This is a genomic window from Caballeronia sp. LZ028, assembly GCF_031451415.1.
In the GTDB taxonomy this organism is placed as follows: domain Bacteria; phylum Pseudomonadota; class Gammaproteobacteria; order Burkholderiales; family Burkholderiaceae; genus Caballeronia; species Caballeronia zhejiangensis.
Map to the genome: position 1 here is coordinate 886,736 of NZ_JARUXN010000001.1, position 22,058 is coordinate 908,793.

22 protein-coding genes are annotated in these 22,058 nt (G+C 62.9%); 15 read left to right on the forward strand and 7 right to left on the reverse strand.

The genetic code is table 11. The features are described 5' to 3' along the window. Positions 1-69: 69 nt before the first annotated feature. Positions 70-1,065, reverse strand: a complete 996-nt coding sequence (locus tag QCE58_RS04155; protein ID WP_008351191.1) for a bifunctional riboflavin kinase/FAD synthetase — start codon at positions 1,063-1,065, stop codon at positions 70-72. Positions 1,066-1,214: 149 nt separating this feature from the next. Between QCE58_RS04155 and purN the strand changes: the two genes are divergently transcribed. The 6 genes from purN (at position 1,215) to nadC (ending at position 8,079) form a co-directional block, all read left to right on the forward strand. Continuing rightward, positions 1,215-1,865: a phosphoribosylglycinamide formyltransferase gene (purN, locus tag QCE58_RS04160; RefSeq protein WP_244807745.1), complete on the forward strand. Its 651-nt coding sequence runs from the start codon at positions 1,215-1,217 to the stop codon at positions 1,863-1,865. After that, complete coding sequence (locus tag QCE58_RS04165; RefSeq protein WP_008351189.1) at positions 1,862-3,160, forward strand: RsmB/NOP family class I SAM-dependent RNA methyltransferase; 1,299 nt, start codon at positions 1,862-1,864, stop codon at positions 3,158-3,160. Before purN ends, QCE58_RS04165 begins: the two co-directional genes overlap by 4 nt. A 3-nt stretch (positions 3,161-3,163) precedes the next feature. Next, positions 3,164-4,528, forward strand: coding sequence for a mechanosensitive ion channel family protein (locus tag QCE58_RS04170; RefSeq protein ID WP_250520956.1), 1,365 nt, complete (start codon positions 3,164-3,166; stop codon positions 4,526-4,528). Between the two features lie 239 nt (positions 4,529-4,767). Next, positions 4,768-5,964 (forward strand): acyl-CoA desaturase, encoded by a 1,197-nt coding sequence (locus QCE58_RS04175; protein ID WP_008351187.1) that lies wholly within the window; start codon positions 4,768-4,770, stop codon positions 5,962-5,964. A gap of 115 nt (positions 5,965-6,079) precedes the next feature. Next, entirely contained in the window at positions 6,080-7,207 is a 1,128-nt protein-coding gene (nadA, locus tag QCE58_RS04180; RefSeq protein ID WP_034472958.1) for a quinolinate synthase NadA, read from the forward strand. Then, positions 7,207-8,079 (forward strand): carboxylating nicotinate-nucleotide diphosphorylase, encoded by an 873-nt coding sequence (nadC, locus tag QCE58_RS04185; protein ID WP_008351185.1) that lies wholly within the window; start codon positions 7,207-7,209, stop codon positions 8,077-8,079. Before nadA ends, nadC begins: the two co-directional genes overlap by 1 nt. On the opposite strand, the gene nadB is transcribed toward nadC, so the two are convergent. The 4 genes from nadB to radC form a co-directional block, all read right to left on the reverse strand. Beyond that, positions 8,076-9,674 carry an L-aspartate oxidase gene (nadB, locus tag QCE58_RS04190; RefSeq protein WP_008351184.1) on the reverse strand — a complete coding sequence of 533 codons (1,599 nt, stop codon included), beginning with the start codon at positions 9,672-9,674 and terminating at the stop codon, positions 8,076-8,078. The genes nadC and nadB overlap by 4 nt on opposite strands. A 189-nt stretch (positions 9,675-9,863) precedes the next feature. Then, positions 9,864-10,031, reverse strand: a complete 168-nt coding sequence (rpmG, locus tag QCE58_RS04195) for a 50S ribosomal protein L33 (protein ID WP_007180630.1) — start codon at positions 10,029-10,031, stop codon at positions 9,864-9,866. Between the two features lie 11 nt (positions 10,032-10,042). Further along, positions 10,043-10,276, reverse strand: a complete 234-nt coding sequence (gene rpmB, locus QCE58_RS04200; RefSeq protein WP_008351171.1) for a 50S ribosomal protein L28 — start codon at positions 10,274-10,276, stop codon at positions 10,043-10,045. 216 nt (positions 10,277-10,492) lie between these two features. Beyond that, positions 10,493-11,242: a RadC family protein gene (gene radC / locus QCE58_RS04205; RefSeq protein ID WP_008351169.1), complete on the reverse strand. Its 750-nt coding sequence runs from the start codon at positions 11,240-11,242 to the stop codon at positions 10,493-10,495. A 204-nt stretch (positions 11,243-11,446) separates the two neighbouring features. On the opposite strand from radC, the gene QCE58_RS04210 reads away from it, so the two are divergent. The 9 genes from QCE58_RS04210 to QCE58_RS04250 all read left to right on the forward strand — a co-directional run bounded on the left by QCE58_RS04210 (position 11,447) and on the right by QCE58_RS04250 (position 20,219). Then, a complete protein-coding gene (locus tag QCE58_RS04210) occupies positions 11,447-11,902 on the forward strand; it encodes a peptidylprolyl isomerase (RefSeq protein WP_008351167.1) in 456 nt (151 codons plus the stop codon). 2 nt (positions 11,903-11,904) lie between these two features. Then, positions 11,905-12,867: a 4-hydroxy-3-methylbut-2-enyl diphosphate reductase gene (gene ispH / locus QCE58_RS04215; protein ID WP_008351164.1), complete on the forward strand. Its 963-nt coding sequence runs from the start codon at positions 11,905-11,907 to the stop codon at positions 12,865-12,867. Between the two features lie 428 nt (positions 12,868-13,295). Beyond that, positions 13,296-14,522, forward strand: a complete 1,227-nt coding sequence (locus tag QCE58_RS04220) for a branched-chain amino acid ABC transporter substrate-binding protein (protein ID WP_008351162.1) — start codon at positions 13,296-13,298, stop codon at positions 14,520-14,522. A 212-nt stretch (positions 14,523-14,734) separates the two neighbouring features. Beyond that, the gene (locus QCE58_RS04225) at positions 14,735-15,685 is read left to right on the forward strand and encodes a branched-chain amino acid ABC transporter permease (RefSeq protein WP_008351160.1); all 951 of its coding nucleotides are present in this window, start codon (positions 14,735-14,737) and stop codon (positions 15,683-15,685) included. Between the two features lie 24 nt (positions 15,686-15,709). Further along, positions 15,710-16,879, forward strand: a complete 1,170-nt coding sequence (locus QCE58_RS04230; RefSeq protein ID WP_008351157.1) for an ABC transporter permease subunit — start codon at positions 15,710-15,712, stop codon at positions 16,877-16,879. A gap of 17 nt (positions 16,880-16,896) precedes the next feature. After that, entirely contained in the window at positions 16,897-17,673 is a 777-nt protein-coding gene (locus tag QCE58_RS04235) for an ABC transporter ATP-binding protein (RefSeq protein ID WP_008351156.1), read from the forward strand. Between the two features lie 18 nt (positions 17,674-17,691). Next, positions 17,692-18,396, forward strand: coding sequence for an ABC transporter ATP-binding protein (locus QCE58_RS04240; RefSeq protein ID WP_008351154.1), 705 nt, complete (start codon positions 17,692-17,694; stop codon positions 18,394-18,396). Between the two features lie 160 nt (positions 18,397-18,556). Continuing rightward, the gene (locus QCE58_RS04245; protein ID WP_250520957.1) at positions 18,557-19,228 is read left to right on the forward strand and encodes a hypothetical protein; all 672 of its coding nucleotides are present in this window, start codon (positions 18,557-18,559) and stop codon (positions 19,226-19,228) included. A gap of 544 nt (positions 19,229-19,772) precedes the next feature. Beyond that, complete coding sequence (locus QCE58_RS04250; RefSeq protein WP_250520958.1) at positions 19,773-20,219, forward strand: hypothetical protein; 447 nt, start codon at positions 19,773-19,775, stop codon at positions 20,217-20,219. Positions 20,220-20,280: 61 nt separating this feature from the next. Here the strand turns inward: QCE58_RS04250 and QCE58_RS04255 are convergent, their stop codons facing one another. Beyond that, a complete protein-coding gene (locus QCE58_RS04255) occupies positions 20,281-20,703 on the reverse strand; it encodes a GNAT family acetyltransferase (protein ID WP_008351148.1) in 423 nt (140 codons plus the stop codon). Beyond that, positions 20,700-21,884, reverse strand: a complete 1,185-nt coding sequence (locus QCE58_RS04260) for an acetylornithine transaminase (protein WP_250433993.1) — start codon at positions 21,882-21,884, stop codon at positions 20,700-20,702. Before QCE58_RS04260 ends, QCE58_RS04255 begins: the two co-directional genes overlap by 4 nt. Between the last annotated feature and the right edge of the window lie 174 nt (positions 21,885-22,058).

The following is a 22,058-nucleotide window of genomic DNA, read 5'->3' on the forward strand; positions in this document are numbered from 1 at the left end:
GGCGCTCGTCTTTTAGCGCGCGGTGATTCGGAAGCGGGGCAGCGGACGGCACAAGAACGCGCCGCACGCTCACCTAATTCGGTCGGTCGCCGAGATGGCGAAGCCCGTCGCGCGGCTGCCGGCGTTGCTCGCGGGCGGCAGGCCGAAGTACGCGCGCGCGTTGTCGACGTCTTTCGCGATGGCGCGGCCGAGCGTTTCGAGGTCGACGTACTTTTCCTCGTCGCGCAGCTTTTTCAGGAATTCGACGCGCACGAGCTTGCCGTAGGCGTCGCCGTGCCAGTCGAGCACGAACACTTCGAGCAGCACGCGGCCGGAATCGTCGACGGTCGGGCGCAGGCCGAGGCTCGCGACGGCGGGCAGCGGTTCATCGGCGAGGCCGTGCACGCGCACGACGAAGATGCCCGCGAGCGCCGGCCGCTTGTGCGCGATCGGCAGATTCAGCGTGGGAAAGCCGAGATCGCGTCCGAGCTTCGCGCCGTGCACGACGTGACCGCTGATGACATACGGGCGCCCGAGCGCGACTTGCGCCGCGTCGAGATCGCCCGCGACGAGCGACGCCCGCACCGACGACGACGATATGCGCGTGCCGTTCGGATGCGCGACCGTTGCCATCTGCTCGACTTCGAAGCCGTATTTCTCGCCGGCGGCTTTCAACGACTCGAAATTGCCCGCGCGTTTCGCGCCGTAGCAGAAGTCGTCGCCGACCATGACCCAGCGCGCGTGCAGGCCATCGACGATGACGTTCTTCACGAACGTATCCGGCGATTGTCCCGCGAACGTCTTGTTGAAATGCTCGACCACCACGCGATCGACGCCGTTGGTGCGCAGCGCTTCGAGCTTGTCGCGCAGCATCGCGATGCGCGGCGGCGCGCCCGCCGGATTGAAGAACTCGCGCGGATGCGGCTCGAAAGTCATCACGCAGACCGGCAGGCCGCGCGCGTCGGCGGCTGCCCGCACGTGCGCGAGCAGCGCCTGGTGGCCGCGATGGACACCGTCGAAATTGCCGATGGTCAGTGCGCAGGGCGCCCGGCTTTCGGCATTGGGGAGGCCGCGAAAGACTCTCACGATAGGCGATGGTCGGTGGGAGGGGCTGATGCTGCAAAGCGTTAGATTATAAACGCTCGCAAGGAGGACGGGCGCGAGCGCCCCGGCGCGATGCCTGACCGAACCCGTATGGCACGATTTTCGCACCCTTCGAATGATAAAATCCGCGGATGAAAAAAATCGTCATTCTGATCTCCGGACGCGGGAGCAACATGGAGGCCGTCGTGCGTGCATGCGCGCGCGAAGGCTGGCCGGCTCGCGTCTGCGCGGTCATTTCCAACCGGCCCGATGCCGCCGGGCTAGGCTTCGCGGCCGCGAACGGCATCGAAACGAACGTGGTGGATCATCGTCAGTTCGACGGTCGCGAATCGTTCGATGCCGCGCTCGCGCGTGAAATCGATCGCTTCGAGCCCGATCTCGTCGTATTGGCCGGCTTCATGCGCGTGCTGACCGACGCCTTCGTCGGGAAATATGCCGGGCGCATGCTCAACATTCATCCGTCGCTGCTGCCGTGTTTTCCGGGCTTGCGTACGCATCAGCAGGCGCTCGACGCCGGCGTGCGCGTGCACGGCGCAAGCGTGCATTTCGTGACGCCGACGCTCGATCACGGGCCGATCGTCGCGCAAGGCGCGGTGCCGGTCGTCGCCGGCGACGATGCCGCCGCGCTCGCCGCGCGCGTGCTCAAGGTCGAGCACGACATCTATCCGCGCGCGGTGCGCTGGTTTATCGAAGGGCGTCTTTCTATCGAAGGGGAGCGCGTCGCGCTCACGCCGTCTGAGCCGCAATGGCTCTTTGCCGACATTGCCGGGGAGGGCGTATGAGGCTGCATGGATTTCTGATCGGACAAACCGAAACGCTGCTTGCGGACGTGCTCCGCTTTTCCGGCCCCGCCGATGCCGCGACGAGCCGCTTTTTCCGCGCGCATCCGAAGCTCGGGCACGGCGAGCGCGGCGTGATCGCCGAGGCGGTTTTCGCGGTGCTGCGCCGGAAGATGGAGTTTTCGCATCTCGCGGAAAGCGGCAGCGGCAACCAGGCGCGCCGTCTGGCGCTGCTCGGGCTGATGCAGACGGCCGGGCTCTCCGCGCTGAAGCCGTTCGTCTCGGCCGATGAGTATCAATGGCTCTCGCAAGTCTCGAAGATCGATCCGGCGAGCTTGCCGGTGCGCGTGCGGACCAACCTGCCGCAGTGGATCTACGACGCGATGGGCAAGCGCTTCGAGCCGGAGGAACTCGCGCAGCTCGCCGCCGCGCTGAACTATCCCGCGCCGCTCGATCTGCGCTCGAATCCGATCAAGGCGGATCGCAAGGTCGTGCTGAAGGCGCTGACCGAAGCGGGCATCGACGCCGGCGAAATGCCGTTCGCGCCGTTCGGCATCCGCGTGGACGGCAAGCCGGCGCTCACGCGTCTCGCGCCGTTCCAGGAAGGCTGGATCGAAGTGCAGGACGAGGGTAGCCAGTTGCTCTGCTCGCTGATGGCCCCGCGCCGCGGCGAAATGATCGTCGATTTCTGCGCGGGCGCGGGCGGCAAGACGCTCGCCCTCGGCGCGATGATGCGCTCGACCGGCCGTCTCTACGCCTTCGACGTGTCCGATCGCCGGCTCGCGAAGCTCAAGCCGCGGCTTGCGCGCAGCGGTCTGTCGAACGTGAATCCGGTGCTGATCGACAGCGAGCACGACGCGAAGATCAAGCGTCTCGCGGGCAAGATCGACCGCGTGCTCGTCGATGCGCCGTGCTCGGGCCTCGGCACGCTGCGTCGCAATCCGGATCTGAAGTGGCGCCAGTCGCCCGCGACCGTCGCGGAACTCACGCCCAAGCAGCTCTCGATCCTGTCGAGCGCCGCGCGCCTCGTGAAGACCGGCGGCCGTCTCGTCTATGCGACCTGCTCGATGCTCGAAGCGGAGAACGAAGACGTCGTGAAGCAGTTTCTCGAGACGCATCCGAACTTCCGCGTCGTGCCCGCGCGCGACGTGCTGGCGGAACAGCGCATCGACCTCGATACGGGCGAATTCCTGTCGCTGTGGCCGCACAAGCACGGCACCGACGGCTTCTTCGCGGCGGTGCTGGAGCGCGTGCCGGACGCCGCAAAAGCGCCCAAAGCGGCCGAAGAAACCGCGTAAGCAATGCAGAACCACTTCCTGAACGAACTCTCCGCGCGGCTCTTCCGCGATTTCGGCGAGCCGGAAGTGATCTGGCAGGTGGCCGCGCTCGTCGGCCTGCTCGTAGTGGCGTGGTGGTGCGCGCGTCTGCTTCGCAAGAAGCTCGATGCGCGCCGCCAGTCGCGTTTCGAAGCCGTGCGCTTCGGCGCGGAAAGTCTAAACAAGGCGCTGTTTCCGTTGCTCGGCACGGTTTTCGTGTCGATCGCGCAGGTCGTGCTCGCGCCGTTCATCCATACGTCGCTGTTGCGGCTCGCGCTCGTGCCGCTGTGCGGCATCACCGTCATCTACACGATGCTCTACGTCGCGCGGCGCGTGTTCAGCCGCGGCCAGACGGAGCACGAGGCGAACGCGCTGCTGTATCTGTTCGAGAAACTCGTCACCGTGATCGTCTGGGTGACGATGGTGCTCACCGTCATGGGCATTCAGGACGACGTCGTCCACTGGATGGCGAGCGTGCGCTTCAACTTCGCGAACGCGCACATGACGCTGCTCTCGCTCGCCTCGGGCGTGCTGTGGGTGTGCGTGACGCTGATCGTCGCGATGTGGGCGGGCGCGCTGCTCGACGACCGCCTGATGCGCGCCCGCTCGCTCGACGCGAATCTCAAAGTGGTGCTCGCGCGCGTCGGCCGGGCGCTGATGATCCTCGCCGCCATTCTGGTGAGCTTGTCGATCGTCGGCATCGACATCACGGTGCTCGGCGTGTTCGGCGGCGCGCTCGGCGTCGGGCTGGGCTTCGGCTTGCAGAAGATCGCGAGCAATTACGTATCGGGCTTCATCATTCTGCTGGACCGCTCCTTGCGGCTCGGTGACATGATCAATGTCAGCGGAAATCAGGGCACGGTCACGCAGATTCGCACCCGATACACGATGGTGCGGGGCCTCGACGGCATCGAAACGCTGATTCCGAACGAAAAGCTCATCACGGACGTGGTGCAGAACCATTCGTCGTTTCTCACGCGCGGCAACGCGAAGATCGCGGTGCAGGTGAGCTATCGCTGCGACGTCGAACGCGCGATGCAGTTGCTCGTCGAAGCAACGCAGGGCGTCGAGCGCGTGTTGCAGGACCCGGCGCCCGCGGCGCTGCTTGCGAGCTTCGGCGCGGACGGAATCAACCTCGAACTGAGCTTCTGGATCGAAGAGGCCGCCAAAGGTACAGGCGGCGTAAAGTCGCACGTAAATCGGGCGGTTTGGCGGTTATTCTGCGAGCATGGCATTGAAATCCCGTACGCTCAGCGCGAGATAAGGATTATCGATGGCGTGCCCCGCCCGGGCGGCGAATCGGTACTTAATGCCGGAAGCGGCGGTGAAAGCGCTGCGCCTGCCGCCTGATCGCTGATCGTCAGAACCAATCTTTCGATTTGGCGTCGGAATCAACACCAATTCGGGGCGTGAGTTTTTCCTCGTTTTGGTACGATTCAAAAAATTTCACCTTTAGGACAAAGACTTGGAACGCATGCAGTAGAATGCGATCGAACTTGCGCACGTTCCTTTCATGTGCCCAACGCGTTGTTCGAAGTCTGTTCGACCGGCCATTTTTCCCGAATTTCACAGCTACACAGGTAACTGCCTTGCTGAATTCTTCCCTTGAATTTCTCGCCAACGGATTGCTGGACTTCTCCTGGTGGCAGATTCTGCTGTTCACGCTTGCGATGACTCACGTCACGATCGCCGGCGTCACGATTTACCTGCACCGTTGCCAGGCGCATCGCGCGCTGGATCTGCATCCGGTCGCGAGCCACTTCTTCCGTTTCTGGCTGTGGATGACCACCGGCATGTTGACCGGCCAGTGGGCGGCGATCCACCGCAAGCACCACGCGAAGTGCGAAACCGAAGAAGATCCGCACAGCCCGCAGACGCGCGGCATCTGGAAGGTGCTGCTCGAAGGCGCGGAGCTTTATCGCGCGGAAGCGAAAAACGAAGAAACCATGCGCAAGTTCAGTCACGGCACGCCGAACGACTGGATGGAACGCAACGTCTACACGCGTTATCCGATCCTGGGCATCAGCATCATGATGGTCATCGACGTGGCGCTGTTCGGCATCGTCGGTCTGTCGGTCTGGGCCGTGCAGATGATCTGGATCCCGTTCTGGGCGGCGGGCGTCGTCAACGGTCTCGCGCACTGGTGGGGCTACCGCAACTTCAATTCGTCGGATGCATCGACGAACATCTTCCCGCTCGGCATTCTGATCGGCGGCGAAGAACTGCATAACAACCATCACACGTTCGCGACGTCCGCGAAGCTGTCGAGCAAGTGGTACGAGTTCGACATCGGCTGGCTGTACATCCGCATGATGTCGATGGTCGGCCTCGCGAAGGTCAAGAAGGTCGCGCCGACGCCGAAGCTCGCCGCCAGCAAGGCCGTCGTCGATCAGGACACGCTGCAGGCCGTGCTCGCCAACCGCTACGAAGTGATGGCGCGCTACGGCAAGGCGCTCAAGCACGCCTACGCGCAGGAACTGGCGAAGCTGAAGGAGGCCGGCGCGCGCGAGAAGTATCAGTTGATGCGCGGTGCGCGCAAGTGGTTCCACAAGGAAGAAGACGGCCTGAACGAGCCGCAGTTGAAGCAACTGCCGGAGCTGACTTCGGATAATCAGAAGCTGCGCACGTTCATCGAGCTGCGCAAGGATCTGTCGGCGATGTGGGATCGCTCCAACGCATCGCGCGAGCAACTCGTCACGCAATTGCAGGACTGGTGCCATCGCGCGGAAGAAAGCGGCATCAAGGCGCTGCAGGACTTCGCGTTGCGTCTGCGCCGCTACGCCTGACGCGCGATATCCGTTAAAATTTGAGGACGTCACAAGACCCCGCTCTGGCGGGGTCTTTGTTTTTGTGCAGTCGATTCTTGCGTTACGTTGTTGGCACGGAGCAGGGGACAGGGACATGGAAGCGATCAGGAGCGTCGAGTACGACCGGCCGCAAGGCCTGACGTGTGGAGTGGGCGAAGCGTGGGCGCGCGTGCCGGACGCACCGTCGGCCGAACGGAAGCGCGAGTTGAAGGAGCGCATTCGCGCGTTGCTCAAGCGCGAAGAAGCCGTGCTCGTCGCGCACTATTATGTCGACGCTGAGCTCCAGGAACTCGCCGACGAAACCGGCGGCTGCGTTGCCGACTCGCTCGAAATGGCGCGTTTCGGCCGCGATCATGCTGCGAAAACGCTGGTCGTCGCGGGCGTGCGCTTCATGGGCGAGACGGCCAAGATTCTGAGTCCGGACAAACGCGTGCTGATGCCCGACCTCGACGCGACCTGCTCGCTCGACCTCGGCTGCCCGGCCGACGAATTCTCAGCATTCTGCGACGCGCATCCGGACCGCACGGTCGTCGTGTACGCGAACACGAGCGCGGCCGTGAAGGCGCGCGCGGACTGGATGGTCACATCGTCGATCGGGCTTGAAATCGTCGCCGATCTACACGCGCGCGGCGAAAAAATCCTGTGGGCGCCGGATCGTCACCTCGGCAGCTACATCCAGAAGAAGACCGGCGCGGACATGCTGCTGTGGCAAGGTTCGTGTCTCGTCCACGACGAATTCAAGGGCATCGAGCTCGACCTGCTGCGCAACGAATATCCCGACGCGAAAATCCTCGTGCACCCGGAATCGCCGGAAGGCGTCGTCGCGCTCGCGGATGTCGTCGGCTCGACCACGCAACTCATCGACGCCGCGGTGAAGCTGGACGCGAAGCGCTTCATCGTCGCGACGGACCTCGGCATCCTGCACAAGATGCGGCTCGCCGCGCCCGGCAAGATTTTCATCGAAGCGCCGACCGCCGGGAACAGCGCGACCTGCAAGAGCTGCGCGCACTGTCCGTGGATGGCGATGAACGGTCTCGCCAATCTCGCCGACGTGCTCGAACGCGGTCACAACGAGATTCACGTCGATCCGGCCATCGGGCAGCGCGCGCGCGTGCCGATCGATCGCATGCTCGACTTCGCGGCGCGTCACAAGAAACGCGTGCAGGCGAGCGGCGATCTCGCCAAGGACGGAACGCTGTTTTCGAACGTGGGAGCCGCGTGATGACGTATCCGGCGATTTTCGAGGAAGTCCGCAAGCAATACGGCGAAGCATTCGACGATGCGCTCGCACGCAATGTCGTCGATGCGCTCGAAGAAGACGTCGGCACGGGCGATCACACCGGGCGCCTCGTGCCCGCCGACGCCCGCCGCACCGCGCGCATCATCGTGCGCGAGGAAGCGGTGCTGTGCGGCGCGCCCTGGTTCGACGAAGTCATGCGCCGCGTCGATCCGACGATCGAAGTCGAATGGCAGTATCGCGAAGGCGATCGCATGGCGGCCAACTCCACGGTCGTACTGCTGCACGGCCCGGCGCGCTCGCTTCTGACGGCGGAGCGCAACGGCCTCAACTTCCTGCAATTGCTGTCGGGCGTCGCGACCGCCACGCGCCGCTATGTCGACGCGATCGAAGGCGCGCGCGCACGGATTCTGGACACACGCAAGACGCTGCCGGGCTTGCGGCTCGCGCAGAAATACGCGGTGCGCGTCGGCGGCGGCGCGAATCAGCGCCTCGCGCTCTACGACGGCATTCTCATCAAGGAAAACCATATCGCAGCGGCGGGCGGCGTCGGCGCGGCGATGGATGCGGCGCTCGCGCTGAAGGCGGGCGTGCCGATTCAGATCGAGGTCGAAACGCTGGAGCAACTCGAGACGGCGCTCGCACATCGGGCCGAATCGATCCTGCTCGACAACTTCACGCTCGACATGATGCGCGACGCGGTGCGCATCACGGCCGGGCGCGCGTTGCTCGAAGTGTCGGGTGGCGTGAACTTCGACACGGTGCGCGCGATCGCGGACACGGGCGTCGATCGCATTTCCATCGGCGCGCTCACAAAAGACCTGCGCGCGACCGATTTCTCGATGCGTCTGCTCTAAAGGCTCGTGCGGCGCGCGGCCGGCGGCATCAGCACCGTCGGCAGCGCTTTCGGCAAGGTCGCGGGCCAGTCGCGGCTGTAGTGCAGGCCGCGGCTCTCGCGGCGCGAGCACGCGCTTTCGACGATCAGCGACGCCACATCGACGAGATTGCGCAGTTCCAGCAGATCGCGGCTCACCTTGAAGTTGGCGTAGTACTCGTGAATCTCGTCGCGCAGCAGCGCGATGCGATGTTGCGCGCGCGCAAGGCGCTTGTCCGTGCGCACGATGCCGACGTAATTCCACATCAGGCGGCGCAGCTCGTCCCAATTGTGCGCGACGACGACTTCCTCGTCCGGATCGGACACGCGGCTTTCGTCCCAGTCGGGCAGTTGGGCGTGACAACCATTCGAGAAGCCGTCCGCTTCAATCGCCTGCGCCGCCGCGCGCCCGATCACGAGGCATTCCAGCAGGGAATTGCTCGCGAGCCGGTTCGCGCCGTGCAGACCCGTGTACGACGTCTCGCCAACCGCATACAGCCCCGGACGATCCGTGCGCCCCGCGAGGTCCGTGACGACGCCGCCGCAGGTGTAATGGGCGGCGGGCACGACGGGAATCGGCTCCTTCGCGATATCGATGCCGAATTCGGCGCAGCGCGCGAGGATCGTCGGAAAGTGCTCTTCGAGAAACGCGCGCGGCTGGTGGCTGATGTCGAGATACACGCAATCGATGCCACGCTTCTTGATCTCGAAGTCGATCGCGCGCGCGACGATATCGCGCGGCGCGAGCTCGGCGCGCTCGTCGTGCGCGGGCATGAACCGCGTGCCGTCCGGCAGACGCAGCACGCCGCCTTCGCCGCGCACCGCTTCGGAGATCAGAAACGACTTCGCATACGGATGGAAGAGGCACGTCGGATGGAACTGGATGAACTCCATGTTCGCGACGCGGCAGCCCGCGCGCCACGCCATTGCGATGCCGTCGCCGGTCGCGGTGTCGGGATTGGTCGTATAGAGATAGACCTTGCCCGCGCCGCCTGTCGCGAGAACGGTGTGCGGCGCCTGGATCGTCACGGTGCGGCCCGAGTTCAGATCGAGCGCGTAGAGGCCGTGACAGCGATGGCCGGGCAGCCCGAGACGGTCGGACGTGATCAGGTCGATCGCGTAGTGATCTTCGAGGACGGTGATGTTCGGATGGTTGCGCACGCGTTCGGAAAGCGTCGTGACCACCGCGTGGCCGGTCGCGTCGGCGGCGTGGATGATGCGGCGATGACTGTGACCGCCTTCGCGCGTCAGATGGAAGCCGAGTTCGGCGGAGACATCGCGCGTGAAGGGCACGCCTTCGTCGATGAGCCATTCGATCGCGGCGCGCCCGTTTTCGACGATGAAGCGCGTCGCGGCTTCGTCGCACAGTCCGCCGCCCGCGACGAGCGTATCGTCGACGTGATTGTCGACGCTGTCGGCGGAGTCCAGCACCGCCGCGATGCCGCCTTGCGCCCAATCGCTTGCGCCGACGCTCGCCGCGCGCTTCGCGAGAATCGCGACGCGCCGCGTCTCGGCCAGATTGAGCGCGACGCTCAGACCCGCGAGGCCGCTTCCTACGATCGCCACATCGAAATTCATGCTGCCGGTTCTCCGTCCGTGTTCTTCGTCGATAGCCGGCAAGCATAACGCGCATGAACATTCCGTGACAGCGAAAACCCCCGCACGATCGTGTGCAAAGCGTGTTAAAGCGGCGCCGGAAAACAAAAAGCCCCGCGAGGTGCGGGGCTTTCTGCTGTCTTCGTGCAGGCTACTCAAAAATCAAGCGGCTTACTTGATCTTGGTTTCCTTGTACTCAACGTGCTTGCGGACGACCGGATCAAATTTCTTGATCAGCATCTTTTCCGGCATGTTGCGCTTGTTCTTGGTCGTCGTGTAGAAGTGACCCGTGCCTGCGGTCGATTCCAGCTTGATCTTGTCGCGTGCGCCCTTGGCCATGTGCGTGCTCCTTAGATTTCACCGCGTGCGCGCAGGTCTGCGAGCACGGCGTCAATACCGTTCTTGTCGATCAGGCGCAGGCCGGCGTTCGAAACGCGCAGACGCACCCAGCGATTTTCACTTTCAACGAAGAAACGGCGATTCTGCAGGTTCGGCAGGAAGCGACGCTTGGTCTTGTTGTTTGCGTGGGAAACGTTGTTGCCCGACATCGGGCCTTTCCCAGTTACTTGGCATACGCGTGCCATGGTGACACTCCTAATACACGTTGAGTCCGAGACGAACGCTCGAATCGAAAGCACTCGCTTTCAGCTTCGATGCCTCTTATCGCCCAATTTGCCGATCGGGGACTTGGCAGCACGGTTATGCCAATGAGGGCCGCATTCGTTCAGAACAGGCGGGTTGAGAAAAGCAAACGAGGATTCTAACAGGAAAAACGCTGCAATATCAAACGTTTTATGCCGTCACAGCCAGCCATGCCGCGCGAACGAGAAGACCTCGTTCGCCGCCACGACGATGTGATCGAGCAGCCGCACGTCGATGAGCGTCAGCGCGTCCTGCAGCGTCTTGGTGAGCCGCCGGTCGTTCGCGCTCGGCTCGACGCCGCCCGACGGATGATTATGCGCGACGATGAGCCCCGCCGCGTTCAGCGTGAGCGCGCGCCGCACGATCTCACGCGGATACACGGCCACGCGCGTCAGCGAGCCGCGCGCCGACTCCTCGACATGCAGCAACTGATGGCGCGCATCCAGATACAGAGAGATGAACACCTCGTAGGGCCGCGTGCCGATCAAGAGCCGCAGATAGTCTTCCACCGCGCCCGGCGCGTTCAGCAGTTCGCGATCGCGCGCCTTCTCGGCGAGCGCGCGCCGGCACAATTCCGATACGGCGATGAGCGTCGCCGCCCGCGCCGGCCCGATGCCGCGCAGTTCGCGCAATTCCGCCGCCGACGCGTCCAGCACGCCGCGCAGCGACCCGAAACGCAGCAGAAGCTGACGCGCCACATCGACGGCCGTGGCCCCCGGAAGGCCGGTGCGCAGGAACAAGGCGAACAGTTCCGCGTCCGACAGCGACGCCGGGCCTGTATCGAGCAGGCGTTCGCGCGGCCGGTCCGCGCGCGCCCACTTGCGGATCGGCAGGAGAGGCGCGATCGCGGACAAACTGTCGCCGTCGGGTGCGACGAGCGGCGGCACGAGCCGCAGATCGGCGCTCATCGCGGTGCTCCCGGACCGCGTGGCGTGCGGGCAAGCGCACACGGGACTGAGCCGCGTGACGCGTGCTGCCACAACTCTGTCTTACAATAGCGGTTTTGGCGTCCGGTTCGCACGGGCGCCGTGCGGTTCGCTGCCACGCGCCGAAGAGCCGCCCCATGCGGGGCCTGCGCCCTGCCTTCAAACGAACGGCCACATCCAATACTCATGAGCATCATCGATATCTCCGAGGTGAAACCCGGTTCGCACGTCACGCTTCATTACCGGCTCGCGCTTGCCGATGGTGCTGACATCGTCAATACGTTCGCCGACAAGCCCGCGACGCTTCTGCTAGGCGCAGGGCAACTCGCCGAACCGTTGGAAGAGATTTTGCTGGGACTGAAGGTCGGCCACCATTCGACCTTTCAGCTAACGCCGGATCAGGCGTTCGGGCCGCGCAATCCGGAACTGGTCCAGTGGGTGTCGCTCGCGACGCTGCGCGAAAACAGCATGATCGGCGAGGATTTTTCTCCCGGCGATCTCGTCGAATTCAACGCGCCGAACGGCGGACGCTACGCCGGCGTGCTGAAGGAAGTCGGCGAAACGGCGGCACTGTTCGATTTCAATCACCCGCTCGCGGGCCAGGCGCTCGTCTTCGAAGTGAAAATCATCGGGATTCTGTAACCATGATTGAAAGCCTCAACGAAGTTCAGACCGACGTCGAAATCCTGCTCGCGCAGCCGCGCGGGTTTTGCGCGGGCGTCGATCGCGCGATCGAGATCGTCGAGCGTGCGATCAAACTGTTCGGCGCGCCCATCTACGTGCGCCACGAGATCGTGCATAACGCATATGTCGTCGCCGATCTGCGCAAGAAGGGCGCGATTTTCATCGAAGAGCTTTCCGACGTGCCCGAAGGCGCGACACTGATCTTCAGCGCGCACGGCGTCTCGAAAGCGGTGCGCAGCGAAGCGGAGGCGCGCGGCCTGCGCGTGTTCGACGCAACGTGCCCGCTCGTGACCAAGGTGCATATCGAAGTCGCGAAGATGCGTCAGGAAGGCTTCGACATCGTGATGATCGGCCACAAGGGTCATCCGGAAGTCGAAGGCACGATGGGCCAGTCGGGCGAGGGCATGCATCTCGTCGAGGATATCGACGACGTGCTGAAGCTCGATCTGCCCGATCCGCAGCGCATCGCGTACGTGACGCAGACGACGCTTTCGGTCGACGATGCCTCCGCGATCATCGACGCGCTCAAGAGCAAGTATCCCGAGATCAAGGAGCCGAAGAAGCAGGACATCTGCTACGCGACGCAAAATCGCCAGGACGCGGTGAAATTTCTCGCGCCGCAGTGCGACGTCGTGATCGTCGTCGGCAGCCCGAACAGCTCGAATTCGAGCCGTCTTCGCGAAGTCGCTGAGAAGCGCGGCATCCCTTCTTATATGGTCGATTCGCCGACGCAGATCGATCCGCGGTGGGTGGAAGGCAAGAAGCGCATCGGCGTGACGGCGGGCGCATCGGCGCCGGAAGTGCTGGCTCAGGCCGTGATCGCGCGTCTGCGTGAACTCGGCGTGCGCAACGTGCGCTCGCTCGAAGGCATCGAAGAGACGATCTCGTTTCCGCTGCCGCGCGGACTGTCGCTGCCGCAGTAACTAGCGGCCTTCCTCTAAAAAAGCGCCTGCGGGCGCTTTTTTTTCGCGCTTGAAACCCATCGGGCGCCATCGAAACGGAACCGTCACGCGAGAGATGACACCAAGCGTAAGCACCGATATGGGGCGCGCGCCGCGACGAGCAATTTCGCCGAAAGCCTTCAGGGTTTCCCCGTAAATCCGATAAGCAAACGTAACCGTCGGAACCGATCGATTAAACCTGTTCCCGTTGTGGTGCAACTGCTGCACAAATGCGGATCGCAACCCGGTTGCGCTCTAGCCGGAAAATCGCTCGAAAATGCTGGTTGCAATGCTGGAAAACCCCGCCACGCAAGAATATTGCTCGTCTCATATTTAGCGTTACAATGCGCGCGTCTTGAGGCCAGAAGGGTTCACGACGACAGTTTTTAGAGGCGCAGGAGACCTATTTGATGCGATTCAAGTTTGCTCACGCCGTGTCCATCGCGGCTGCGGTTGCAATGGCAACCGCATGCGGCAAGAAGGATGAAGGCGGGGCGAGCACAGCGGCATCGGCAGCGAGTTCCGCCGCCGTGCCCGTTGCGTCCGCGCCGGCGCCAGCGCCCGCGAGCGAAGCAACTGTCGTGAAGATCGGTCATGTGGCGCCCCTCACGGGCCTGCAGGCTCACCTCGGCAAGGACAACGAAAACGGCGCGCGTCTCGCACTGGAGGAGATCAGCGCGCAAGGCTTGACCATCGACGGGCGTTCCATCCGCCTCGAGCTCGACGCCCAGGACGATGCAGCCGATCCGCGCGTCGGCACCGAAGCCGCGCAGAAGCTCGTCGATGACCACGTGGTTGCGGTGATCGGCCACATGAATTCGGGCGTGTCGATTCCGGCGTCGAAGATCTACAGCGATGCGGGCATCGCGCAGATTTCGCCGTCGACGACGAATCCCGAGTACACGAAGCAGGGCTACAAGACGACGTTTCGCGTCGTCGCGACCGATGCGTTGCAGGGCCCGGTCCTCGCCGGCTACGCGATGAAGACGCTGCACGCGAAGAAGATCGTCGTGGTCGACGACGCGAGTGCCTACGGCCGCGGCCTCGCCGACGAATTCACGAAGAGCGCGCAGGCCGGCGGCGTGAAGATCGCCGCGCGCGAAGCAACGACCGAGAAGGCGCGCAACTTCAAAGCGATTCTCACGAAGATCAAGCGCATCCAGCCGGACGTCGTGATGTACGGCGGCATGGACGTGACGGGCGGCCCGTTCGCCAAGGAAGCGGCGGCGCTCGGCATCAAGGCGAAGATTCTGGCGGGCGACGGCGTCTGCACCGACAAGGTGGCCGAGCTCGCGGGCGACGCGGTGCAGAACATCGTCTGCTCGGAGGCGGGGCTCGCGCTTTCGAAGATGGACAAGGGAGCCGACTTCGAGAAGAAGTACGAAGCGCGCTTTCACACGCCGGTGCAGATTTACGCGCCGTTCACGTATGACGCGATGTACGTGATCGTCGATGCAATGAAGCGTGCGAACTCCATCGAAGCGCCCAAGGTGCTCGCTGCGATTGCCACGACCGACTACAACGGTCTGACGGGGCATATCGCATTCGACGACAAGGGCGATCTGAAGGCGGGGACCATCACGCTGTACGACTTCAAGGACAAGAAGAAGGACGTACTCGACGTCGTCAAGCAGTAGGCAGTCTGGCGGCGCCAGCTATCCGGCGGCGCTGTTTTCGTATCCGTCCGTGAACCGCTCGCAGCCTCATCCGGCCGCGGGCGGACGATCGGCGCTCAACCCTTACCGGTTTTTTAAAAGTACGCGCAGTGCCGCTTCAGATTTCACTTCACACCGGTTTATCGGCCGGTGATAAAGGCGTTATCGAATCGCACGGGGCTAAGGAGCTTTAAATGGATATTTTCATCCAGCAGATCCTCAACGGTCTGGTGCTTGGCAGCGTCTACGCCATCATCGCGTTGGGTTACACGATGGTGTACGGCATTCTCGGCATCATCAACTTCGCGCACGGCGACGTGCTGATGGTCGGCGCAATGGTCGCGCTCTCCGCCATCGGCGTCATGCAGAATCACGCGCCCGGCTTGCCCGGGCCGATCATGCTGACGATCGCGCTCGTTATCGCCGCGATCGTCTGCGCGATCGTCGGTTACACCATCGAACGCGTCGCGTACCGGCCGCTGCGCAAGGCGCCGCGTCTCGCGCCGCTGATTACCGCGATCGGCGTCTCGATCCTCTTGCAGACCATCGCGATGATGATCTGGGGCCGCAATCCGCTCGCCTTCCCGCAGCTTCTGCCGACCGATCCGATCAACGTGATCGCCGCCGACGAAACCCGTCCGGGCGCGGTGATCTCGATGACCGAAATCGTCATCATCGTCGTCGCGTTCCTCGTGATGGGCGGCCTGCTGCTCCTCGTGCACAAGACCAAGCTCGGCCGCGCGATGCGCGCGATCGCCGAGAACCCGGGCGTCGCGTCGCTGATGGGCGTGAACCCGAACTTCGTGATTTCCGCGACCTTCATGATCGGCTCGGCGCTGGCTGCGTTGGCGGGCGTGATGATCGCGTCGGAATACGGCAACGCGCACTTCTACATGGGCTTCATTCCTGGCCTGAAGGCGTTCACGGCGGCGGTGCTGGGGGGCATCGGCAACTTGGGCGGCGCGATGGTGGGCGGCGTGCTGCTCGGTCTCATCGAACAGTTGGGCGCCGGTTACATCGGCAATCTGACGGGCGGGGTCTTCGGTTCCAACTACCAGGACGTCTTCGCCTTCGTCGTGCTGATCATCGTGCTCGTGTTCCGTCCGTCGGGTCTGCTCGGCGAACGTGTCGCGGACCGCGCTTAAAGAACGTGTGAGGAGCTCAAAAAAATGACTTCGATTCAACCGATTGAGCCGTCCACGACGCTCATCCCCGAGAAGAACATGACGAAGACGCTCGTCATCGGCATTCTCACCGCTGTGTTCGTGATTGCCGCGCCGATGGTCATCGGCGCAGCGGGCGGCAACTACTGGGTCCGCGTGCTCGACTTCGCGATGCTCTACGTCATGCTCGCGTTGGGTCTCAACGTCGTGGTCGGCTTCGCCGGCCTGCTCGACCTCGGCTACATCGCGTTCTACGCGGTCGGCGCTTACACGGCGGCGTTGCTGTCGTCGCCGCAACTGTCGACGCAGTTCGAGTGGATCGCGGCGCTCGCGCCGAACGGATTGCATGTGCCGTTCCTCATCATCGTGCCGATCGCGATGGCGCTCGCCGCGACCTTCGGCGTGCTGCTCGGCGCACCGACGCTGCGTCTGCGCGGCGACTACCTCGCGATCGTGACCTTGGGCTTCGGGGAAATCGTCCGGATCTTCATGAACAACCTCGATCGTCCGGTCAACATCACGAACGGTCCGAAGGGCATCACGGGTATCGATCCGGTGCACGTCGGCGGCTACAGCCTCGCGCAGACGCACGAGTTCTTCGGCTTCAAATTCCCGTCGGTGTACCTGTACTACTACCTGTTCGTGCTGTGCGCGCTGTTCGTGATCTGGGTGTGTACGCGCCTTCAGCATTCGCGTATCGGCCGCGCGTGGGCCGCTATCCGCGAAGACGAAATCGCCGCGAAGGCGATGGGCATCAACACCCGCAACGTGAAGCTGCTCGCATTCGCGATGGGCGCGTCGTTCGGCGGTCTGTCGGGCGCGATGTTCGGTGCGTTCCAGGGCTTCGTGTCGCCGGAATCGTTCACGTTCTGGGAGTCGATCGTCGTGCTGGCGTGCGTGGTGCTGGGCGGCATGGGCCATATTCCGGGCGTGATTCTCGGCGCGGTGCTGCTCGCCGTGTTCCCCGAATTCCTGCGCACGACAATGGGTCCGCTGCAGAACGCCATCTTCGGTCATCAGCTTGTCGATACCGAAGTCATCCGCCAGTTGCTGTACGGTCTGGCGATGGTGCTGATCATGCTGTATCGCTCGGAAGGCCTGTGGCCCGCCGCGAAACACGAAGACAAGATCGCGAAGATCGCGAAGCGCAACGGCAAGAAGCCGGTGCGTGCTTAAAGGCGGGGGATTGAAAGATGAGCGATAAGCAAACACGACTTTCCGTCACGGGCGTCAACAAGCGTTTCGGCGGCTTGCAGGCGTTGTCCGACGTACGCCTCGAAATCAAGGAAGGCGAAATCTACGGTCTGATCGGCCCGAACGGCGCAGGCAAGACGACGTTCTTCAACGTGATCACGGGTCTCTACACGCCGGATTCGGGCGAGTTCAAGCTCGACGGCCAGGCGTACACCCCGACGGCGGTTTATCAGGTGGCGAAGGCGGGCATCGCGCGCACGTTCCAGAACATTCGTCTTTTCGGCGGCATGACGGCGCTGGAGAACGTGATGGTCGGACGTCACGTTCGCACGAAGCACGGTCTGGTCGGCGCGGTGTTCCAGACGCCCGCCGAACGCCGCGAAGAGCGCGAGATCAAGGAGCGCGCGCTCGAACTGCTGGAATACGTCGGCGTGCTGCAATACGCGGATTACACGTCGCGCAATCTGTCGTACGGGCATCAGCGCCGTCTGGAGATCGCGCGCGCGTTGGCGACCGATCCGAAGCTGCTCGCGCTCGACGAACCCGCCGCCGGCATGAACGCGACGGAGAAGGTCGAGCTCACGCGTCTGCTCGACAAGATCCGCGCGGACGGCAAGACGATTCTTCTGATCGAACACGACGTGAAACTCGTGATGGGATTGTGCAACCGCATGACGGTGCTCGATTACGGCAAGGTGATCGCCGAAGGTCTGCCGCAGGACGTGCAGAAGGACCCGAAGGTGATCGAGGCATATCTGGGTGCGGGGGTGCACTAAATGGCGACCACAAGCGCAATGTTGAAGGTCAAGGGTCTGCAGGTGAATTACGGCGGCATCCAGGCGGTGAAGGGTGTCGATCTCGAAGTCGGGCAGGGCGAACTGGTTACGCTGATCGGCGCGAACGGCGCGGGCAAGACGACGACGATGAAGGCCATCACCGGCCTCAAGCCGTACTCGGGCGGCGATATCGAGTACATGGGCCAGTCGATCAAGGGCGTGCCGACGCACGAACTGCTCAAGCGCGGCCTCGCGATGGTGCCGGAAGGCCGCGGCATCTTCGCGCGCATGTCGATTCTCGAGAACATGCAGATGGGCGCGTATCTGCGCAACGATTCGGACGGCATTCAGAAGGACACGGAGCGCATGTTCGGCTTCTTTCCGCGTCTGAAGGAACGTGCGTCGCAGTACGCGGGCACGCTGTCGGGTGGCGAACAGCAGATGCTCGCGATGGCCCGCGCGCTGCTGTCGCGCCCGAAGCTCTTGCTGCTCGACGAACCGTCGATGGGTCTCTCGCCGATCATGGTCGAGAAGATCTTCGAAGTCGTGCGGGAAATCTCGAAGGAAGGGCTGACGGTGCTGCTCGTGGAGCAGAACGCGCGTCTCGCGCTGCAGGCGGCGAATCGCGGTTACGTGATGGATTCAGGCACGGTGACGATGTCCGGCGACGCGAAGGTCATGCTCGATGATCCGAAGGTCAGGGCGGCGTATTTGGGTGAGTGAAGACTTAACCTTCCGATGCTCGAAAGGGAGCCGACTGTCGCGAGACAGTCGGCTTTTTTCTTTTCCAGGATTACGGGTGCTTCGCCAAATCGTTCTCGCTTTCTTGTCATCTATCGCATTAGCCCGCTTTCTCAGATTCTTCCCACTATCGAAGCTCAGGATGCCGATCAAGAATCGGGGATTTTGCGCGATGTTCACCTCCGGTCTCAGCCAGCTGCCGAAGCGCGGCCACCTCCTCATCGCAGCCACGATGGCACTGACGGGCTGCGGATTGTTTCCGCAGCCCAGTCATAACGTGACCGTCGCGGCGCCGGAATACGATAGCGCGGTCTCTGCGCGTATCAGACTTCTCTCCGGCAACGGAACGCGCACTGCCTCGTACCTTCCCAATCACGCCTGTTATGGCGGTTCCGTCGAGGGAGCTGAATGGGTGGCCGGTGACGACGGTTTTTTTGCCAATTGGAAATATTCGTCGCGGAGCGAGGTTATCGGCATGCCGCCGAGCCCGCGCGAGTTCATGCGAGTCGACGGCCTGGAGTTCAAGGATTCCATCAGAGAGTATGTGGTGGCGGGCGGCCAGCCGATTGTCCTGAGCATGGGAACGAGCGGCAGTGCGGGTAACGCCCATTGGTGGTGTACTCCACCGCGTGTGACTTTCAGTCCGGTTGCGGGCCGTGACTACGATGCGTTTCTCGAGATGAGGGGCAGGCAGTGCTGGATATCCGTTCGTCTTATCGACGGCCATGACATGGATGAACCCGTCGCTGTGACACGCGCTGCCAAATGTGCCGACGCGAGAGTTGACACGGATTCGAATTCAACTTCGCAATGATCGCGAGCCTTGCATCGCCTTTCGCTCGGCCATTCACATTCGAACCTCTCAGATCAGATAAGAATATATGCAACGCTTGAAAATCATACGTTGGCTCTTGGCTGCCTTCGCTTTCCTCTCGATAGCGACGGCGACAGGACAGACTCAACCGATCGCACCCGTATCCGCCGAGACGAGAGACTTGGCGGACTTCAACTCGCGGCTTGCATCATCAGGTATCGACCCGGATTCGCCGCAGGGCGCGATGCTGCGCCAATACTTTTCGAAGCTATGGCGAGGTGGTGCAACGCGGTCTTCCCGCTAAGGGCAGCCAGATTCTTCCCTACAAGCGACTGATCATCGAAGCAGATTGGGTCGATTCACGCTCACCACTGAAGCGTGTGCCCTTCACGTCAACTCTTGTGAACCGTCACGACAATGGTGTCGTTTCGGAGCAAAGCGTCACGACCGCTGGAGATAGTGCGGTTACATGGGCCTATTTCCGGACCTACTACCGAATGGCGGACCTGCGTTCTCAGGACTGTGGGGCGATAGCCAGATCGGCATGGCGAACCTCAAAGATAGCCCTGCGATCCGCGCGACCCCACAGACCCTGGTCAAAGGGGCGGAATTTGATATGTCCGTTCCTCAGCCTTCCCGAAAGGGCGAAAAGCGCATGCAGTGCCGGGTCGGAAACACAAAACCGGCGTTCGACGTGTTTGCTTCGCTCACCGGCTCCGCAGTCGAAACCCACTGCTCAGTAGCGACGCAGAGCGGATTCGTCGTGGAGTACGACGGCGTTTGGCTCACTGATTACAACGTAGACCTGACGCTGAAATACAGGGAAGAAAGCGGCACAACGGACGTGGTCTTTCGCAACATTTCGATCGAACCCAATCCGTCGTTCAAGGTGCGCGGCTCGTCGGTAGAAGATGCGGCGCGCAATCCGCAAAGAAAGCAAAGACGCGCAGCGGCCGTCGACGAGATGCCTCAAATCTGCTTTTCTTGTTGAACCTGGTCGACATCTGAGAAAGATAGCGGCCTTGTCGAAGCGTTCAGCCTGAGTTCGCGCGTCAAAGCCGCTTCCCCAAACTCACCACTTCATCCATCCGATACCCGAGCCTTTCATAGAACCCGCGCAGCTCCGTCTTGAACGACAAAATCTGCAGATTCACCTTCGGGCAGCCGAGCTTCGTCAACGCCGCTTCCGCGTGCTTCATCAACGCACTGCCGTATCCGCGGCCGCGCAGCGCAGGCGTGACAGCAAGCGAATACACCCAGCCGCGATGCCCGTCGTAACCGGTCATCACCGTGCCGATCACTTCGCCATCCATCGAGCCGACGAAGAACAGCTCCGGTTGCGCGCGCATCTTGTTCTCGATCGACAGCGCCGGATCGCGCTGCGGCCGCGATGCGTCCGCGTACTCCGGAAACACATCGCGCCACAGGGCGATCACGGCGTCGCGATCGCCTGCATCGAAAGTGCGGATGATCACAGCGAATCGAGCACCGAACGCAGCATCGTCATCATCTGGTCGATCTCGTCCTTCGTCACGTTGAGCGCGGGCATGAAGCGCAGCAAATTCGGGCGCGCCGCGTTGAGGAGGAGGCCGTCGGGCTGCATCAGACGCGCCTTCTCGACGATTTGCGGACCCTTGTCGCTGTCGAGCAGCAACGCGCGCAGCAAACCTTCGCCGCGCTCGCCCTGGAAGCCGCGCTCGTCCGACAGCTTCAGCAGTTCCTGCTTCAGATACTCGCCGCGCTCGCGCACGCCTTCGAGAAAGCCCGGCGCGACGAGTTGCGAAATCACCGAGTAGCCGACCGCCGTCATCAGCGGATTGCCGTTGTAGGTGCCGCCCTGATCGCCCGCATCGAAGCACGCGACGTCCGCCTTCGACAGGAGCGCCGCGAGCGGCACGCCGCCGCCGATGCCCTTGCCGAGCGTCATGATGTCCGGCTCGACGCCCGACAGCTCGTACGCGAACAGCGTTCCCGCGCGGCCGCATCCGCTTTGCACTTCATCGACGATGAGCAGGATGTTGTGCTTCTTCGTCAATTCGCGCAGTTGCTGCATGAATTCGCGCGTCGCGGGAATCACGCCGCCTTCGCCCTGAATCGGCTCGAGCATCACGCCCACGGTCTTCTCGTTGATGAGCTTCTCGACCGACGCGATATCGTTCAGATCGGCCTTCGGAAAGCCCGGCACTTGCGGTGCGTAGATCGTGTCCCAGCCGGCCTTGCCGCTCGCGGACATCGTCGCGATCGTGCGGCCGTGGAAGCTGTGGTCGAACGTGATGATCTCGTACGCGCCGTTCTTGAACTTCTTGCCCCACTTGCGCGCGAGCTTGATCGCGCCTTCGTTCGCTTCCGCGCCGCTGTTGGCGAAGAACACCTTGTCGAAGCAACTGTTCGCGGTGAGCAGGCCGGCGAGCTGCGCCATCGGCGCGTTGTAGAACGCGGGCGACGGGTTGATCAGCGTGCGCGCCTGCTTTTCCATCGCCTCGATCATGCCTTCGTTGCAGTGGCCGAGCGAGTTCACCGCCCAGCCCTGGATGAAGTCGAGATAGCGCTTGCCCGTGTTGTCGTAGAGCCAGGAACCCTTGCCATGCGTGAACACGATCTCGGGACGGTTCGTGATGTACATCAGCGAATCAACGGGGTACTCATTGAAATTCATGACAGCGGGCTCCACGAAGGCTAGTGCGAGAAAAAGAGGAAAACGATGCGGAAAAAAACAAAAGCCACGGATTTCCGTGGCTTCATTTCGTACGCTTCGACAAGACCGAACCGTGAGCGCAATGCGTGACGAGCCAGCGGCATCCCTAGGGAAGCGGCGAGCGGCGACGTCGAA

What these genes read in the sequence shown, in the direction of transcription:
- QCE58_RS04250 (WP_250520958.1), top strand. Translation starts at nt 19,773, where the DNA reads ATGGCGAACCTCAAAGATAGCCCTGCGATCCGCGCGACCCCACAGACC.
- QCE58_RS04210 (WP_008351167.1), top strand. Translation starts at nt 11,447, where the DNA reads ATGAGCATCATCGATATCTCCGAGGTGAAACCCGGTTCGCACGTCACG.
- nadB (WP_008351184.1), bottom strand. Translation starts at nt 9,674, where the DNA reads ATGAATTTCGATGTGGCGATCGTAGGAAGCGGCCTCGCGGGTCTGAGC.
- QCE58_RS04235 (WP_008351156.1), top strand. Translation starts at nt 16,897, where the DNA reads ATGAGCGATAAGCAAACACGACTTTCCGTCACGGGCGTCAACAAGCGT.
- ispH (WP_008351164.1), top strand. Translation starts at nt 11,905, where the DNA reads ATGATTGAAAGCCTCAACGAAGTTCAGACCGACGTCGAAATCCTGCTC.
- QCE58_RS04240 (WP_008351154.1), top strand. Translation starts at nt 17,692, where the DNA reads ATGTTGAAGGTCAAGGGTCTGCAGGTGAATTACGGCGGCATCCAGGCG.
- rpmB (WP_008351171.1), bottom strand. Translation starts at nt 10,276, where the DNA reads ATGGCACGCGTATGCCAAGTAACTGGGAAAGGCCCGATGTCGGGCAAC.
- QCE58_RS04225 (WP_008351160.1), top strand. Translation starts at nt 14,735, where the DNA reads ATGGATATTTTCATCCAGCAGATCCTCAACGGTCTGGTGCTTGGCAGC.
- QCE58_RS04220 (WP_008351162.1), top strand. Translation starts at nt 13,296, where the DNA reads ATGCGATTCAAGTTTGCTCACGCCGTGTCCATCGCGGCTGCGGTTGCA.
- QCE58_RS04260 (WP_250433993.1), bottom strand. Translation starts at nt 21,884, where the DNA reads ATGAATTTCAATGAGTACCCCGTTGATTCGCTGATGTACATCACGAAC.
- rpmG (WP_007180630.1), bottom strand. Translation starts at nt 10,031, where the DNA reads ATGGCCAAGGGCGCACGCGACAAGATCAAGCTGGAATCGACCGCAGGC.
- QCE58_RS04165 (WP_008351189.1), top strand. Translation starts at nt 1,862, where the DNA reads ATGAGGCTGCATGGATTTCTGATCGGACAAACCGAAACGCTGCTTGCG.
- QCE58_RS04245 (WP_250520957.1), top strand. Translation starts at nt 18,557, where the DNA reads ATGCCGATCAAGAATCGGGGATTTTGCGCGATGTTCACCTCCGGTCTC.
- QCE58_RS04230 (WP_008351157.1), top strand. Translation starts at nt 15,710, where the DNA reads ATGACTTCGATTCAACCGATTGAGCCGTCCACGACGCTCATCCCCGAG.
- nadC (WP_008351185.1), top strand. Translation starts at nt 7,207, where the DNA reads ATGACGTATCCGGCGATTTTCGAGGAAGTCCGCAAGCAATACGGCGAA.
- nadA (WP_034472958.1), top strand. Translation starts at nt 6,080, where the DNA reads ATGGAAGCGATCAGGAGCGTCGAGTACGACCGGCCGCAAGGCCTGACG.
- purN (WP_244807745.1), top strand. Translation starts at nt 1,215, where the DNA reads ATGAAAAAAATCGTCATTCTGATCTCCGGACGCGGGAGCAACATGGAG.
- radC (WP_008351169.1), bottom strand. Translation starts at nt 11,242, where the DNA reads ATGAGCGCCGATCTGCGGCTCGTGCCGCCGCTCGTCGCACCCGACGGC.
- QCE58_RS04170 (WP_250520956.1), top strand. Translation starts at nt 3,164, where the DNA reads ATGCAGAACCACTTCCTGAACGAACTCTCCGCGCGGCTCTTCCGCGAT.